15 protein-coding genes are annotated in these 15,065 nt (G+C 72.8%); 13 read left to right on the top strand and 2 right to left on the bottom strand.

Features of this window, described 5'->3' with window-relative positions; all coding sequences use genetic code 11:
• The first annotated feature begins 103 nt into the window (after positions 1-103).
• The 13 genes from ACZ3X1_RS15565 to ACZ3X1_RS15505 all read left to right on the top strand — a co-directional run bounded on the left by ACZ3X1_RS15565 (position 104) and on the right by ACZ3X1_RS15505 (position 12,212).
• Positions 104-511 carry an NADH-quinone oxidoreductase subunit A gene (locus ACZ3X1_RS15565; RefSeq protein WP_030037398.1) on the top strand — a complete coding sequence of 136 codons (408 nt, stop codon included), beginning with the start codon at positions 104-106 and terminating at the stop codon, positions 509-511.
• The gene (locus ACZ3X1_RS15560; protein WP_030653517.1) at positions 502-1,095 is read left to right on the top strand and encodes an NADH-quinone oxidoreductase subunit B; all 594 of its coding nucleotides are present in this window, start codon (positions 502-504) and stop codon (positions 1,093-1,095) included. The genes ACZ3X1_RS15565 and ACZ3X1_RS15560 overlap by 10 nt, the downstream gene beginning before the upstream one ends.
• Positions 1,092-2,456: an NADH-quinone oxidoreductase subunit C gene (locus ACZ3X1_RS15555; protein ID WP_467279981.1), complete on the top strand. Its 1,365-nt coding sequence runs from the start codon at positions 1,092-1,094 to the stop codon at positions 2,454-2,456. The genes ACZ3X1_RS15560 and ACZ3X1_RS15555 overlap by 4 nt, the downstream gene beginning before the upstream one ends.
• Positions 2,453-3,421 carry a complex I subunit 1/NuoH family protein gene (locus tag ACZ3X1_RS15550; protein WP_356812056.1) on the top strand — a complete coding sequence of 323 codons (969 nt, stop codon included), beginning with the start codon at positions 2,453-2,455 and terminating at the stop codon, positions 3,419-3,421. The genes ACZ3X1_RS15555 and ACZ3X1_RS15550 overlap by 4 nt, the downstream gene beginning before the upstream one ends.
• Positions 3,421-4,029 carry a NuoI/complex I 23 kDa subunit family protein gene (locus ACZ3X1_RS15545; RefSeq protein WP_356812057.1) on the top strand — a complete coding sequence of 203 codons (609 nt, stop codon included), beginning with the start codon at positions 3,421-3,423 and terminating at the stop codon, positions 4,027-4,029. Before ACZ3X1_RS15550 ends, ACZ3X1_RS15545 begins: the two co-directional genes overlap by 1 nt.
• A complete protein-coding gene (locus ACZ3X1_RS15540; RefSeq protein ID WP_467279980.1) occupies positions 4,026-4,610 on the top strand; it encodes an NADH-quinone oxidoreductase subunit J family protein in 585 nt (194 codons plus the stop codon). Before ACZ3X1_RS15545 ends, ACZ3X1_RS15540 begins: the two co-directional genes overlap by 4 nt.
• Positions 4,610-4,981, top strand: a complete 372-nt coding sequence (gene nuoK, locus ACZ3X1_RS15535; RefSeq protein ID WP_356812058.1) for an NADH-quinone oxidoreductase subunit NuoK — start codon at positions 4,610-4,612, stop codon at positions 4,979-4,981. Before ACZ3X1_RS15540 ends, nuoK begins: the two co-directional genes overlap by 1 nt.
• Complete coding sequence (locus ACZ3X1_RS15530; RefSeq protein WP_467279979.1) at positions 4,978-7,011, top strand: NADH-quinone oxidoreductase subunit 5 family protein; 2,034 nt, start codon at positions 4,978-4,980, stop codon at positions 7,009-7,011. Before nuoK ends, ACZ3X1_RS15530 begins: the two co-directional genes overlap by 4 nt.
• 38 nt (positions 7,012-7,049) lie before the next feature.
• Positions 7,050-8,603, top strand: a complete 1,554-nt coding sequence (locus ACZ3X1_RS15525) for a complex I subunit 4 family protein (RefSeq protein WP_356812077.1) — start codon at positions 7,050-7,052, stop codon at positions 8,601-8,603.
• The gene (locus ACZ3X1_RS15520; RefSeq protein WP_467279978.1) at positions 8,600-10,141 is read left to right on the top strand and encodes an NADH-quinone oxidoreductase subunit N; all 1,542 of its coding nucleotides are present in this window, start codon (positions 8,600-8,602) and stop codon (positions 10,139-10,141) included. Before ACZ3X1_RS15525 ends, ACZ3X1_RS15520 begins: the two co-directional genes overlap by 4 nt.
• Positions 10,142-10,348: 207 nt before the next feature.
• On the top strand, positions 10,349-11,212 hold the full coding sequence (gene htpX, locus ACZ3X1_RS15515) for a zinc metalloprotease HtpX (RefSeq protein WP_356812078.1): 864 nt from the start codon (positions 10,349-10,351) through the stop codon (positions 11,210-11,212).
• A complete protein-coding gene (locus ACZ3X1_RS15510; protein ID WP_356812061.1) occupies positions 11,209-11,601 on the top strand; it encodes a YccF domain-containing protein in 393 nt (130 codons plus the stop codon). Before htpX ends, ACZ3X1_RS15510 begins: the two co-directional genes overlap by 4 nt.
• A gap of 77 nt (positions 11,602-11,678) precedes the next feature.
• The gene (locus tag ACZ3X1_RS15505) at positions 11,679-12,212 is read left to right on the top strand and encodes an SMI1/KNR4 family protein (RefSeq protein ID WP_467279977.1); all 534 of its coding nucleotides are present in this window, start codon (positions 11,679-11,681) and stop codon (positions 12,210-12,212) included.
• On the opposite strand, the gene ACZ3X1_RS15500 is transcribed toward ACZ3X1_RS15505, so the two are convergent.
• Together ACZ3X1_RS15500 and ACZ3X1_RS15495 are read right to left on the bottom strand one after the other, a co-directional pair.
• Positions 12,196-13,431, bottom strand: a complete 1,236-nt coding sequence (locus tag ACZ3X1_RS15500) for an APC family permease (protein WP_356812063.1) — start codon at positions 13,429-13,431, stop codon at positions 12,196-12,198. The two genes, ACZ3X1_RS15505 and ACZ3X1_RS15500, sit on opposite strands and share 17 nt — an antisense overlap.
• 18 nt (positions 13,432-13,449) lie before the next feature.
• A complete protein-coding gene (locus tag ACZ3X1_RS15495) occupies positions 13,450-14,877 on the bottom strand; it encodes a SulP family inorganic anion transporter (protein ID WP_390075803.1) in 1,428 nt (475 codons plus the stop codon).
• Between the last annotated feature and the right edge of the window lie 188 nt (positions 14,878-15,065).

The raw sequence follows: 15,065 nt of genomic DNA, 5'->3' as shown, positions 1-15,065 counted from the left end.
CCGGGGTGCTGTGAACGGGGGATAACCCCACCCCGTGTGAGGCAGGCCCTAGACTCCCGTCCGTACCAGATAGTCGACAGTGACCGAGGAGCGAGGAACGGACGTGTCCGAACCAACGGTATCGACCGTAACCGTGCTCGCGGCGGACTACTTCCGGAGTTATTCGGTCGTCGGTCTGCTGGCGGCCCTCGGTGTGCTCTTCGTGGCCGTCGCCTTCGGAGCGGGCCGCCTCCTGCGGCCCGTCGTCCCGACCCGCGAGAAGCTGCTGACGTACGAGTGCGGCGTGGACCCCGTCGGCGAGGGCTGGGCGCACACCCAGGTCCGCTACTACGTCTACGCCTTCCTCTACGTCATCTTCGCCGTCGACTCGATCTTCCTGTTCCCGTGGGCGACGGTGTTCGCCGCCGCCGGCTACGGCGCCACGACCCTGGTCGAGATGTTCGTCTTCCTGGGCTTCCTGGCCGTCGGCCTGCTCTATGCGTACAAGAAGGGCGTCCTCGAATGGACGTGACACCTCAGCCGGAGCTGCTCCCGGAGCCCAAGCGCCTCGGAGTCCTCTCCCGTCTGGCCCCGGAACCGATGAAGGTGGTCCTGAACTGGGGCCGCCGGTACAGCCTGTGGGTCTTCAACTTCGGCCTCGCCTGCTGCGCGATCGAGTTCATCGCCGCGTCGATGGCCCGGCACGACTTCATCCGCCTCGGCGTCATCCCCTTCGCACCGGGTCCGCGCCAGGCCGACCTGATGATCGTCTCGGGCACCGTCACGGACAAGATGGCCCCCGCCGTCAAGCGGCTCTACGAGCAGATGCCGGAGCCGAAGTACGTCATCTCCTTCGGCGCCTGCTCCAACTGCGGCGGCCCGTACTGGGACTCGTACTCGGTGACCAAGGGCGTCGACCAGATCATCCCCGTCGACGTCTACGTGCCCGGCTGCCCGCCGCGCCCGGAAGCGCTCCTCCAGGGCATCCTCAAGCTCCAGGAGAAGATCGCCCGGGAGTCGCTGGCCGAGCGCTACGCCTCGGGACCGTCCGTCTCCCAGCTGACCAGCGGCCTGGTCACGCCCCCGCCCGCGCCCACCGGGGGGGCCGGCGCGTGAACCTCTACGACTCCCTCCCCGACGCCGCGCCGACGGTCTTCGGCGCCGAGGCCCTCGCCGAGCTCTCGTACGACGTCCTCACGGTGGACGTGCCCGTCGGCAGCTGGATCTCCTCCCTGGAGATCGCCCGGGACAAGCTGGGCTGCACGTACTTCGACTGGCTGAGCGCGGTGGACGAGCCCGGAACCGGCTTCCGGGTCTGCGCGCACGTCGCCTCGCTGGAGAACCGCCGCGTACGCCGCCTCCTGCTGCGCACGACCGTCCCGCACAGCGCCCCCTCCCTGCCGTCGGCGGTCGCCGTCTACGCGGGGGCGGAATGGCACGAGCGCGAGACGTTCGAGATGTTCGGGATCACCTTCACCGACCACCCGCACCTGGTGCACCTCCTCCTCCCGGAGAACTTCGAGGGGCACCCGCTGCGCAAGGACTTCGTGCTGGCCGCGCGCGTCGCGAAGGCCTGGCCGGGGGCCAAGGAGCCGGGTGAGGCCCACGACCCGGACGCCCCGAAGCGCCGTCAGATGCTGCCGCCCGGCGTGCCGGACCCCAACGACTGGGGCCCCATGAAGGGCCAGCTTCCGCCGGCCCCGGCCCGTCCGGCCCGCACCCCGCGCGCCGCCGGAACGGCGGGCGCCGCCGCCCGTACCCCGCGCGAGGGCGGCCCCGTCCGCCGGACCCGTTCGGTCGCCGAGGGCTCGGCCACCCAGGCCGTCGAAGCCGCCACCCCGCAGACCCCGGCCCGCCCGCCGCGCCGCAGCCGCTCGGTCGCGGAAGGCTCGGCGAGCCAGGCAGCCGAGACGGCCGCCCCGTCCGCGGCCGCCCCGTCCGCGGCCGCCCCGTCCGCGGCCGCCCCGTCCGCGGCCGCCCCGTCCGCGGCCGCCCCGTCCGCGGCCGTTCCGGCCGCGGAGGCTCCGGAAGCCCCCGCCCGCCCGGCCCGTCGTACCCGCTCGGCGGCCGACGGCTCCGCGAGCCAGGCCGCGGAGGCGCCCGCCCCGGACGCCCCGGACACGGAAGCCGCGGCCCGCCCGCCGCGCCGTACCCGCTCGGCGGCCGACGGCTCCGCGAGCCAGGCCCCGCCTTCCGACGGCGGCGCGGCCGGCCAGGCCGCAGGCGCCGCTGCCGGCGCGGGTGAGGCGGCGCGTCCGGCGCGCCGCACCGCACCCCGCAGCTCCGACGCCCCCTGGCACGACCCGAAGCCCGCCTTCGAAGAGCCGGCCCGCGAACCGGCTCCGAAGGCCGAGCCCGGCGCATCCCCCGCGGCCGCACCGAAGGCCGAGCCGGGAGCCGAGCCCGCACCGGAACCCAAGGACCCCGGGACCCATCCCGAGACCCACCCCACCACCGACAACGGAGGCGACGCGTGAACGACGTCCTCGACGTCGCCCTGCGGCTGATCGTCGTCTTCGCCGTCTTCCTCGTGCTCCCGCTCGTCGTCGGGCAGACCGAGCACAAGGTGATGGCCCACATGCAGGGCCGCCTCGGCCCCATGTACGCCGGCGGCTTCCACGGCTGGGCGCAGCTCGTCGCCGACGGCGTGAAGTTCGCGCAGAAGGAAGACGTCGTCCCGGCCAACGCCGACCGCCGGATCTTCCAGCTGGCCCCCGCCGTCGCCCTGCTGCCGTACCTCCTCGTCCTCCTCGCCATCCCGATCGGCCCGGGCGAGGGGGCGGTCGGCCAGGTCATCGACGCCGGCCTGTTCTTCGTGCTCGCCGTCATGGGCGTCGGAGTCCTCGGCTCCCTCATGGCCGGCTGGGCCTCCGCGAACAAGTTCTCCCTGCTCGGCGGCCTGCGCACCGCCGCGCAGCTGCTCGCCTACGAGCTCCCCATGCTGCTGGCCGCCGCCTCCGTCGCGATGGCCGCCGGGACGGTCTCCCTCACCGGCATCGTCGAGGGCTTCCAGTGGTGGTGGCTGCCCTGGCAGATCGTCGGCGCGCTCGTCTTCTTCACCGCCGGCCTCGCCGAACTGCAGCGGCCCCCCTTCGACATGCCCGTCGCCGACTCAGAGATCATCTTCGGCGCGTACACCGAGTACACCGGCCTGCGCTTCGCGCTGTTCCTGCTCGCCGAGTACGCCGGCATCGTCGTCCTCTGCTTCCTCACCACCGTCCTCTTCCTCGGCGGCTGGCACGGCCCCTTCGGCGCCGACGGCCTCGGCTGGGTCTGGACCCTGCTCAAGACCGCGGTCCTCGCCTTCGTCGTGATCTGGCTCCGCGTGAGCTACCCGCGCCTGCGCGAGGACCAGCTCCAGAAGCTCGCCTGGACCACACTCATCCCGCTCGCGCTCGCCCAGATCGCGCTCACCGGCATCGTGAAGGTGGCGATCCAGTAATGCCCATCCCCGGATCCGGCCTCGCCAAGGGCCTGGCCGTCACGCTGCGCACGATGACGAAGCGCTCGCACACGGCCCAGTACCCCGAGGTCCAGCCCGAACTCCCGCCCCGCTCCCGCGGGGTCATCGGCCTGTTCGAGGAGAACTGCACGGTGTGCATGCTGTGCGCCCGTGAGTGCCCCGACTGGTGCATCTACATCGACTCCCACAAGGAGACGGTCCCCGCCTCCACCCCCGGCGGCCGCGAGCGCAGCCGCAACGTCCTCGACCGCTTCGCCATCGACTTCTCCCTCTGCATGTACTGCGGCATCTGCATCGAGGTGTGCCCCTTCGACGCCCTCTTCTGGTCGCCGGAGTTCGAGTACGCGGAGACCGACATCCACGAGCTGACCCACGAGCGCGACAAACTCCGCGAGTGGATGTGGACCGTCCCGGCCCCGCCCGCCCTGGACCCGGCCGCCGAGGAGCCCAAGGAGATCGCCGCCGCCCGCAAGGCCGTGGAGAAGGCCGAAGCGGCAGCAGCCGCCGCCTCGGCGGCCGCCGAAGCCGCCGCCCAGGCCGCCGAGACCGAACCGCCGACCACCCCGACCCCGGAGTCAGACGCGTGACCCCCGCCGCCACCCTGGCCGCCGCCACCACCGGGCCCGGGTTCCTGTCCCCGACCGGCGTCGAGATCGCCTTCCTCCTCGTGGGCCTCGCCACCTTCGGCGCGGCCCTCGTCACGGTCACCACCAAGCAGCTGGTCCACGCCGCCCTCTGGCTGGTCGTCACGCTGGGCGGCATCGCCGTCGAGTACCTGCTGCTGACCGCCGAGTTCATCGCCTGGGTCCAGGTCCTGATCTACCTCGGTTCCGTGGTCGTCCTCCTCCTCTTCGGGCTGATGCTCACCAAGGCCCCCATCGGCCGCTCCCCGGACGCCGACTCCGGCAACCGCGTGGTCGCGCTCGGCGTCGCCGCCGTCGCGGCCGTCGCCCTGGTCTGGGTGGTCGTCGACGCCTTCCGCACCACCTGGATCGACCTCGACGGGCCGGTCCAGGGCTCCACGAAGGTCTCCGGCGAGATCCTCTTCCAGCACTGGGTGCTGCCCTTCGAGGCGCTCTCCGTCCTCCTCCTCGCCGCCCTGATCGGCGCCATCGTGCTGTCCCGCCGCAACGACCCCGCAGACGCCAGTGACAAGGGACAGCGCTGATGCACCTCGCCTACCCCGCCGTGCTAGCGGCGCTCCTCTTCTGCACCGGCCTGTACGGAGTGCTCGCCCGCCGCAACGCCATCCTGGTCCTGATGTCCGTCGAGCTGATGCTCAACGCCGTCAACCTCAACCTGGTGGCCTTCGACGTATGGCTGCGCGACACCCTGCACGCCGGCCAGGCCCTCACCCTCTTCACCATCGCCATCGCCGCCGCCGAGATCGGCATCGGCCTCGCGATCGTGCTGATGGTCTACCGCAACCGGGGCACCTCGGACGTCGACCGCCTGCGCGACACCTCCGAGGGCCACGAGCCCCACCCGAACAACGCCGGCGACAGCACCGGCACCGCCCGGCCGGAGGTCGCCGCGTGAGCACCACGACCCTCGCCGTCCTCGTCCCGCTGCTCCCCTTCCTGGGCGCGGTCGCGGGACTGCTGCTCGGCCGCAGCGCCCCCGGATTCGTCCGCCCGCTCGCGATCCTGCCGACGCTCGCCGCCGCCGTACTGGCCGTCACCGTCGCCGTCCGCCAGGGCGGCGGGCAGCCCATCAGCACCGCGACCGAGCTGACCCCGACCGGCTCGGTGCCGATCGACCTCTCGCTCTACATCGACGGCTTCGCCGCCCTGGTCGCCGTCCTGGTCGGGGTCGTCGCCACCTGCGTTCAGCTCTACTCGACGGCGTACCTCCGCGAGGACCCGCGCTACCCGTCGTACGCCGCCCTCGTCTCGCTCTTCACCTCCGCCATGCTGCTCGTCGTCTACTCCGGCGACCTGATGGTGCTGCTCGTCGGCTGGGAAGTCATGGGCATCTGCTCGTACTTCCTGGTCGGCCACTACTGGGAGACCGAAGCGGCCCGCTCCGCCTCCCTGAAGGCCTTCCTCGTCACCAAGCTCGGTGACGTCCCCTTCCTGATCGGCCTGTTCGCGCTCGCCACCGACGCCGGCTCCTTCCGGATCACCAAGATCCTCGGAACCGTCGCCGCCGGCGGACTCGACCACCCGACGCTGATCGCGCTCCTCCTGCTCGCCGGAGTCGCGGGCAAGTCCGCGCAGTTCCCGCTGCACACCTGGCTCCCCGACGCCATGGCCGGCCCCACCCCCGTCTCCGCGCTCATCCACGCCGCGACGATGGTCGCCGCCGGTGTTTACTTCATCGCCCGCCTCCTGCCCGTCTTCACGGCCTCCGCCGCCGCACTGGTCGTCATGGCCGTCATGGCGGCCGTCACGATGGTCGGCTCCGCCCTCGCCGCCCTCGCCCAGGACGACATCAAGCGGGTCCTCGCCTACTCCACGATCGGCCAGCTCGCCTACATGACCGGCGCCCTGGCCGTCGGCGACCGCGGCGCCGCCGTCTTCCACCTCCTGTCCCACGGCGCCTTCAAGGCGCTCCTCTTCCTGGGCGCAGGCGTGATCATCCACGCCGCCGGTACGAACTCCCTGGCCGCCATGTCCCGGATGGACGGCCTGGCCAAGCGCATTCCCGACGCCTTCTGGACGATGACGATCGCGCTTCTCGCGCTCGCCGCCATCCCGCCCTTCGCCGGCTTCTTCTCCAAGGAAGCCGTCCTCGTCGCCGCCGAGCAGACCGCCACCGGCCACTCCGACCTCGCTCCCAGCGCCGCCGGCTGGCTGGTGCTGATCGCCGGCGTGCTCACCGCCCTGCTCACCGCCGCCTACGCCGCCCGGCTGTGGCTGATGGCCTTCCGCGGCCGGGGCGCAGCCGCCCCCGACCACGGCAAGGAGCCCTTCGCCATGACGGGCGTGCTGTGGCTGCTGGCCGTCCCGTCGGTCGCCTTCGGCCTCGCGGCCGACTCGATCGCCGACTGGTTCGACGGCAGGGCCCTCACCCCGACCGTGGCCACCTCGGTCCTCGGCACGGGCGCCGCCGTCATCGGCGCGATGCTCACCTACGCCCTCTGGCAGCGCGCCACGGCCAAGACCGCCACGGCCCCCGCGGCCGGACCCGCCACAGCCGCCGCCGAGCAGCCGGCCGCCGTGGCCGCCACGGTGTCCGCGGCCGCCGAGTCCGCGGCCGAGACGCCCGAGGTCGCGGAGGTCACCCACGAGCACCCCACCGTCCCGGCGGGTCCCGCCGCCGACCCCGGCCGGGCCCTCTTGGGCCCCCTGCACCGCCACGCGGCCGACGGCTTCCACCTCGACGCCGTCTACGACCGGCTGTTCGTCCGCCCCGTCCGTGCGGCGGCCCGCCTCGTCAGCTTCCTCGACCGCGAGGTCGTGGACACCTACGTCCGCGGCGCGGGCAGCGGCACCCGGCTGCTCGGCGGCCTCGTACGCCGCGCCCAGACCGGCAACGTGCAGAGCTACCTGAGCGCCCTGCTCGCCGGCGCCGTGGTCCTGGCGATCGCCACCGCCGTCCTCGCCAACGTCAACGCCGGATCGTGAGCCGTGAGTCAGCCGTGATTGATATCAGCCCGTCCGTGATGCAGTTCCTTCTGGCGTTCATGCTGGCCGCACCGCTCCTCGGAGCCGCCGCGGCCCTCCTGCCGGCCCCGCCCGGTCTCAAGGGCCGCAGCCCCGAGCAGGCCGTCCTCCGACACGGCGTGACCGTGACCGGCGTGATCCTCGCCGCGGCGATCGCCCTCACCCTGGGCTTCGACCACGACGCCCCGTCCCGCTTCCAGGCGACGACGGACATCAGCTGGATCCCGGCGCTGGACGTCCGGATCCACCTCGGTGTCGACGGCATTTCGCTCCCCCTCCTCCTGATGACCGCGCTGCTGTTCTTCCTCTGCGCGCTCTACAGCTACTTCAAGCTCCCCGCGGGCCCTTCCCCGAAGGCCTTCGTCGCGCTGCTCCTCGTCCTCGAGTCCGGCACCCTCGCCACCTTCGCCGTCCTCGACCTGCTGCTCTTCTTCCTCGCCTTCGAGATGGTCCTCATCCCGATGTACTTCCTGATCGCCCGCTGGGGCGGTGCCCAGCGGCAGGCCGCCGCCTGGAAGTTCATCCTCTACACGCTCCTCGGCTCCGTCGTCATGCTGCTCGGCCTCCTCCTCATCGGTGTGACGGCGGACACATTCGACATGGTGGCACTCGCCTCTGACAACGGCCGCGAACTGACGCACACCACCCAGCTCCTGGCCGTCCTCGCCATCGGCACCGGCCTCGCCGTGAAGACCCCGATGTGGCCCCTGCACAGCTGGCTGCCCGACGCCCACACCGCCGCCCCCACCGTCGGATCCGTCCTCCTGGCCGGCGTCCTGCTCAAGATGGGCACGTACGGGTTCGTCCGCATCCTGCTCCCCGTCACCCCCGACGGCATGGCCACCTTCGCCCCCTACCTGGGCGCCTTCGCCGTCGTCGGCATCGTCTACGGATCGCTCGCCTGCCTCGCACTGGCCCGCAAGGGGAACAAGGGCGACCTCAAGCGGCTCATCGCCTACTCCTCCGTCGGCCACATGGGCTTCGTGCTCCTCGGCATCGCGTCCATGACCCCCACGGGAGTCAACGGCGCCCTCTTCGCCAACATCGCCCACGGCCTGATCACCGGCCTCCTCTTCTTCCTGGTCGGCGCCCTCAAGGACCGCTACGGGACCGCCGACCTCGACACCCTCGCCGGAGCCACCGGCGCCGCCCTCTACGGCCGCGCCCCCCGCTTCGGCGCCCTCCTCGCCTTCGCCGCCGTCGCCTCCCTGGGCCTGCCCGGCCTCGCCGGCTTCTGGGGCGAGATGCTGGCGCTCTTCGGTGCCTTCGACCCGGCCGAGGGCCTGCCCCGGGCCGCGTTCCTCACGTACACGGCCGTCGGCGCGTTCGGCACCCTGCTCACGGCCGCCTACCTGCTGGTCGTCGTACGGCGCGTCTGCATGGGAGACCCCGCGGCCGGCCCCGAGCTCGCCGTCGCGGACGTCCACCGCTACGAGTTCGCCGCCTGGACCCCGCTCGTCGCCCTCACCGTCCTCGCCGGCCTGTGGCCCGCGCTCCTCCTCGGCCTGACCGACCCGGCCGTCCAGCAGCTCCTCGCAGGAGGCAACTCATGACGGCCCTGACGGTCCTCGCGGCCGAGAGCCCCAGCCTGGTCCAGTCCGTCGACTGGCTCGCCATCGCACCCGTGGTGATCACCGCCGTCGTCGGCCTGGTCGTCCTCGTGGCCGACCTCTTCGTCGCCGAGCGGCACAAGGCGGCCCTCGGCTGGATCTCGGTGGCCGGCCTGGCCGCCGCGACCGCCACCCTGATCCCGCTGCGCGCAGGCGGCCGCTCCACCTTCTGCCTCACCGCCGATCCGGAGGCCTGCAGCTACACCGTCGACCACTTCACGGTCGTCGTCCAGTTCCTGGTGCTGGCCGGAGCCCTGCTCACCGCGCTCCTGTCGGTCACCGCCGTGCGCGACACGCGGATGCCCGCAGGCGAGTACTGGTTCCTGCTGCTCTCCTCCGCGGCCGGCGCCGCCCTGCTGCCCGCCTCCCGCGACCTGGCCACCCTGATCGTCGCGCTGGAGGTCGCGTCCCTGCCCGCCTTCGCCCTCGTGGGATTGCGGCGCGGCGACCGGCTCTCCTCCGAGGCCGCCCTGAAGTTCTTCCTGTCCTCCGTCACCGCCACCGCCGTGTCGCTGATGGGCGTCAGCTTCGTCTACGCCGTCACCGGCTCGCTGCACCTCACCCAGGTCGCCGACCGCCTCGAGGACGTCCCCGGACAGTTCGACACCCTCGCCATGGCCGGCGTCGCGCTCACCCTGGTCGGCTTCGCGTTCAAGACCGCGGCCGTCCCCTTCCACTTCTGGGTCCCCGACACCTACGTCGGAGCCCCCCTGCCCATCGCCGGCTACCTCTCGGTGATCGGCAAGGCCGTGGGCTTCACCGGCCTCATCCTCGTCACGGTGATCGCCTTCCCGGCGTACTCGCAGATCTGGGGCCCGGCCATCGCCGTCCTCGCCGCGCTCACCATGACCCTGGGCAACGCCGCCGCCGTGCGCCAGTCCGCGGACCGCCCGAACAGTGCCGTACGGCTGCTCGCCTGGTCCTCGGTCGGCCAGGCCGGCTACCTGCTGGTCCCGATCGCCGCCGCCGCGTACTCCGAGCGCGACCAGATCGGCTCCACCCTCGCCTACGCCCTGATGTACGCCGCCGTGAACCTCGGCGCCTTCGCCGTGGCCGCCCTCGTCGCCCGTACGAAGCCGCTCCACCGGATCAGCGACTACCGCGGCCTGTACGCCGAGCGCCCGCTGGCCGCCCTCTCCCTGGCCTTCTTCCTGCTCTGCCTGGCCGGCCTGCCGCCGGGCATCATCGGGCTCTTCGCCAAGGTCACCGTCTTCCAGTCCGCCGTCGACGCGGGCCTGGGATGGCTGGCCGTGCTCATGGCGGTCAACGTCGTCATCGCCCTGTACTACTACCTGCGCTGGACGGCGCTGCTCTTCCGGGCGCCCGAGGGCGCGTCGGCCGCGGAGGGCGCGCCGGTCCGTACGAAGGCCCCCTGGCCGGTCGCGGCGGCCATCGTCGCGACCGCGATCACCGCTGTCGTCCTCTCGGGTGCCCCGCAGCTCGTCCTGCGCGTCGCGTCGGGGAGCCTCTTCACGCAGTAGCCCGTACCGGGCCGGTCAGCCCGTACGGAGCAACGCGCACGGCGGCCCCGCCGCCCCCGCCGAGGGGGCGGCGGCGGGCCCCCGTCCCGGCACGCCCTGGGAACCAGACGCCCTCACCTCGCGTTGACCAGGAAGGGAGGGTCCACTGGACCGTAGACCCTCAAATCCATGACGGGCTCCCCTGCCGAACCACTTGGAGGGCGTACCGTGCACCGCCGGCACAACGGGCTCAAGACCGCCGTACTCCTCGGCGGGCTGTCCGCACTCATCATCCTCATCGGCAGCTTCTTCGGCCGGACCGGCCTGATCGTCGCCGTCGTCGTCGCACTCGGGACGAACGCCTACGCCTACTGGAACAGCGACAAACTCGCTCTGCGCGCGATGCGCGCCCGTCCCGTCAGCGAATTCGAGGCACCTCAGCTCTACCGCATGGTGCGCGAGCTCTCCACGTCCGCGCGCCAGCCCATGCCACGCCTGTACATATCGCCCACCGAGGCCCCGAACGCCTTCGCCACCGGCCGCAACCCGCGCAACGCCGCGGTCTGCTGCACCGAGGGCATCCTGCGCATCCTCGACGAGCGCGAGCTGCGCGGGGTCATCGGCCACGAGCTCAGCCACGTCTACAACCGCGACATCCTCATCTCGTCGGTGGCCGGAGCACTCGCCTCGGTGATCATGTTCCTGGTGAACTTCGCCTGGCTCATCCCCGTCGGCAGGTCGAACGACGACGAGGGCCCCGGTCTGCTCGGCATGCTGCTGATCATGATCCTGGGCCCGCTGGCCGCGTCCGTGATCCAGCTGGCCGTCAGCCGCTCGCGCGAGTACGAGGCCGACGCCTCCGGCGCCCAGCTCACCGGGGACCCGCTGGCCCTCGCCAGTGCCCTGCGCAAACTCGACGCGGGGACCAAGCAGCTCCCGCTGCCGCCCGAACCACGGCTGGAGACGGCGAGTCATATGATGATCGCCAACCCCTTCCGCCCCGGTCAGGGATTGACCAAGATGTTCTCGACCCACCCCCCTATGGCCGAGCGGATCGCCCGGCTCGAACAGATGGCAGGCCGACGCCGATGAAGACAATCCTGAACGTCATCTGGCTCATCCTCAGCGGCATCTGGCTGTTCCTGGGATACGTGCTCGCGGGTGTGCTCCTCTGCATCACCATCATCGGCATCCCGTTCGGCATCGCCGCCTTCCGCATCGCCGTCTACGCCCTCTGGCCGTTCGGCTACACCACGGTCGAGCGCCACGACGCCGGCGCCGGATCCTGCGTCGGCAACGTGCTCTGGCTCGTCCTCGCCGGCTGGTGGCTCGCCCTGGGCCACATCGTCACCGGCATCGCGCTCTGCGTCACGATCATCGGCATCCCCTTCGGCATCGCCAACTTCAAGATGGTCCCGCTCTCCCTGCTCCCGCTGGGCCGCGAAATCGTCCCCACGGACGCCCCGTTCGCCGCGCGGTGAGACACGTCTGACGCGGCCCGGTCAGGAGTTGTCCACAGGCCGGGGCGGCTGTCGGTGGGGTGCGTCACCATGAACGCATGAACGAGACCGAGCAGTTGCTGGAGCAAGTCGCAGCCCGTGCGCGCAACGCCGCGCACGGGCGCGAAGAGCATGCAGAGCCCCTGCCGGCGCCCCTGGGCGCAGGGGAGATCACCCGCGCCCAGGGCATACTCGGCTTCGCCCTGCCGCCCCTGCTCGCCCGGCTCTACACCCGCGTCGCGGACGGCGGATTCGGCCCGGAGCACGGGCTGCTGCCACTGCGTCAGGCACTCGCCGCCTACGAGGCGCAACGCGCCTCCGGCTGGCGGTGGCCCGAGGGGGTCCTGCCCGTCGCCGACCTCGGCTGCGCCGTGTACGCCTGCGTCGACTGCAGATCCGCAACGGCCCAGGTCCTGCTGTTCGACCCGAATCCCGGGGAGCCCGACCTGGCCTGGTCCGTCGACGCCCCGAGCCTGGCGGGCTGGCTGCGCGGCTGGCTCGACGGCACGGCGTGGTTCTGCGAGGAGTCCGCACTGGGGGAGGACCACGACCTGGAACCGGTTCCCTGGGCGGAGTTCAGATCCCGGATCTGAGCCGGCCGCGCACCTGGTACGCCAACGCGCCCAGAGCCAGTACGGCAGCCCCCGCGACCACCGACGCGAGGGGCAGCGCACACGCCAGCACCACACAGCCGGACAGCCCGACCGCCGCCACGGCCCGCCCCTTGACACCTGAATCGAGAGTCCACGCGGAGGCGTTCGCGATCGCGTAGTAGGCGAGCACGCCGAAGGAGGAGAAACCGATCGCGCCCCGCAGATCGGCCGTGGCCGCGAGCACCGCCACGACCGCCCCCACCGCGAGCTCGGCATGGTGCGGCACCCTGTGCCGGGGATGTACGGCGGCCAGCGCGCGCGGGAGATGGCCGTCCCGGGCCATCGCCAGTACGGTCCGCGACACCCCGAGAACGAGGGCCAGCAGGGAACCCAGCGCGGCCAGGGCCGCGCCCACCCGGACCACCGGCGCCAGTTCCGGCCCGCCCGCCGCCCGGACCGCGTCCGCCAGCGGCGCCGACGACCCCGCCAGTCCCTCGACGCCGAGCACCGACAGCAGCGCCACCCCTACCGCCGCGTACACCAGCAGGGCGATCCCCAGCGCGATCGGCACCGCCCGCGGGACGGTCCGTTCCGGGTCCCGCACCTCCTCACCCAGGGTGGTGATCCGGGCATAGCCCGCGAAGGCGAAGAACAGCAGGCCAGCGCCCTGCAGCAGCCCGAAGGGGGTCCAGTCCGGGCCGCCCAGCCGCTCCAGTGCCGCCGCACCCGAGGACAGGCACACCACGACCGCCCCGGCCAGCACCGCCAGGACCGCCGCCACGATCAGCCGGGCGATCCGGGCGGACTTCTGGACACCGCCGTAGCTCGCGGCCGTGACCGCCACCACCGCCGCCACGGCCACGGCGTGCTCCCGCCCGGGCCACACGTAGGCACCCACCGTCAGTGCCATCGCCGCGCAGGACGCGGTCTTGCCGATCACGAACCCCCAGCCGGCCAGATAGCCCCAGAAGGGGCCGAGCCGCTCCCGCCCGTACACGTACGTGCCCCCGGAGGCCGGATACCGGGCGGCCAGCCGCGCCGAGGAGTGCGCGTTGCAGTAGGCCACGAGGGCCGCCACCGCCAGAGCGGCGAGGAGCGCCCCTCCCGCCGCCCCCGCGGCCGGGGCGAAGGCCGCGAACACCCCGGCGCCCACCATCGCGCCGAGCCCGACGACGACCGCGTCGGCTACCCCCAGGGTGCGCTTCAACTCATCCGTCACCAGCGGAGGGTAACGGGGCTAGATGACGCCTTCCCGGCCGGGAAGGGGCGCTCGGGTGCGCTCCCACCCTTCCAGGGCGGTCAGGCAGGCGTGGTCGAGGTGGCGCAGGCCGCTCAGGTCGAGCCGGACCGGCTGCCCGTGCGGCAGCGCGTCCAGTGCGTCGAGCAGCTTCGGCAGCCGCAGGAAGCTGGCGTTCCCCATGACCCGCACGCACAGCTCCCCGTCCTCCCACACCTCCTCGACGTGCACGTGGGAGGTCTCCCAGGCCGCCTTGGCGATGGCGAGCCCCAGCCCGACCAGCACCCCCTCGAAGAGGTTGGTGACGACGATCGCGCAGGCCGTTGTGACCAGCACCACCGCCTCGCCCCGGTGCGTGCGCCACAGTGCGGCCACCGCCCTGACCGGCAGCAGCTTCCATCCCGCGTACAGGAGCACCCCGGCCAGAGCGGCGAGCGGCACGCTCTCCAACACCTGGGGGAGGGCCACGGCGAAGAGCAGCAGCCAGCCGCCGTGCATCACGCGGGCCGCCCGGGTGCGGGCGCCGGCCTCCACGTTGGCGGCGCTGCGGACGATCACGGCGGTCATCGGCAGTGCCCCGAGCAGCCCGCAGACACTGTTGCCCACGCCCTGGGCGATCAGTTCCCGGTCGTACTCCGTGCGGGGTCCGTCGTGCATCCGGTCCACGGCGGCGGCGCTGAAGAGGGTCTCGGCGGAGGCGATCAGCGCCAGCGCGATCACCGTCCCGACCGCGCCGAGGGAGGCCAGCACCTCGAACTCGGCCCAGCCGGGCGGGGACACGGCATCCAGGGCCCCCGTCACCCGCACCTTCTCGACGGGCAGCCGCAGCAGGGCGGCCGTGGTGGTGGCGGCGGCCACCGCGACCAGCGCGCCGGGCAGCAGCCGCAGACGGGCGGGCGCCCGCCGCCACGCGACGATGACGGCGATGGTCCCGGCCCCGAGCAGCACCGCGGCCCAGTCGGCCCGCGCCGCCAGCCCGTGCACCCCGCCCAGCTTCGCCAGGGTCTGCCCGGGGGCCTCCGCGTCGCCCAGGGCGTACAGCTGCCCGGAGATCAGCACGAGCCCGATGCCGGCCAGCATGCCGTGCACGACGGCCACGGAGATCGCCCGGAACCACCGCCCGAGCCGCAGCACCCCCATGCCCACCTGCACCGCCCCGGCGGCCAGCACCAGCACCCCGAGGGCGGCCGCGCCGTACGCCTGCACTGCCTCGTAGACGAGCACGGTGAGCCCGGCAGCGGGCCCGCTCACCTGGAGGGAGCTCCCGCGGAACCAGCCGGTGACCAGCCCCCCGACCACGCCGGTGACGATCCCCAGCTCGGCGGGGACCCCGGAGGCGACCGCCACCCCCACGCACAGGGGGACGGCGACCAGTGCGACGACGACGGACGCCCCGAAGTCCGCGCGAAACGTGCCGGCCCCAGGCATGCGAGAACCCCCTGCCACGCGGTGATGTGATGACACCACCGTGCTGGGCGCACTCCCCGCCGCCCAAGTGCCCATGGGGGCCCGCGCCAGCGCGTGCGCCGCACACGCCCGGCACACACGCCCTACGCACCCCGCAACCACCGCGGCCCGGCGGTCGGTGAAGACCGCCGGGCCGGCGTGGTGGCAGG

It is taken from the genome of Streptomyces sp. NPDC023541 (genome assembly GCF_055559995.1).
Note: the sequence above shows the minus strand (reverse complement) of the source record. Positions and strands in the feature narration are given on the sequence as shown.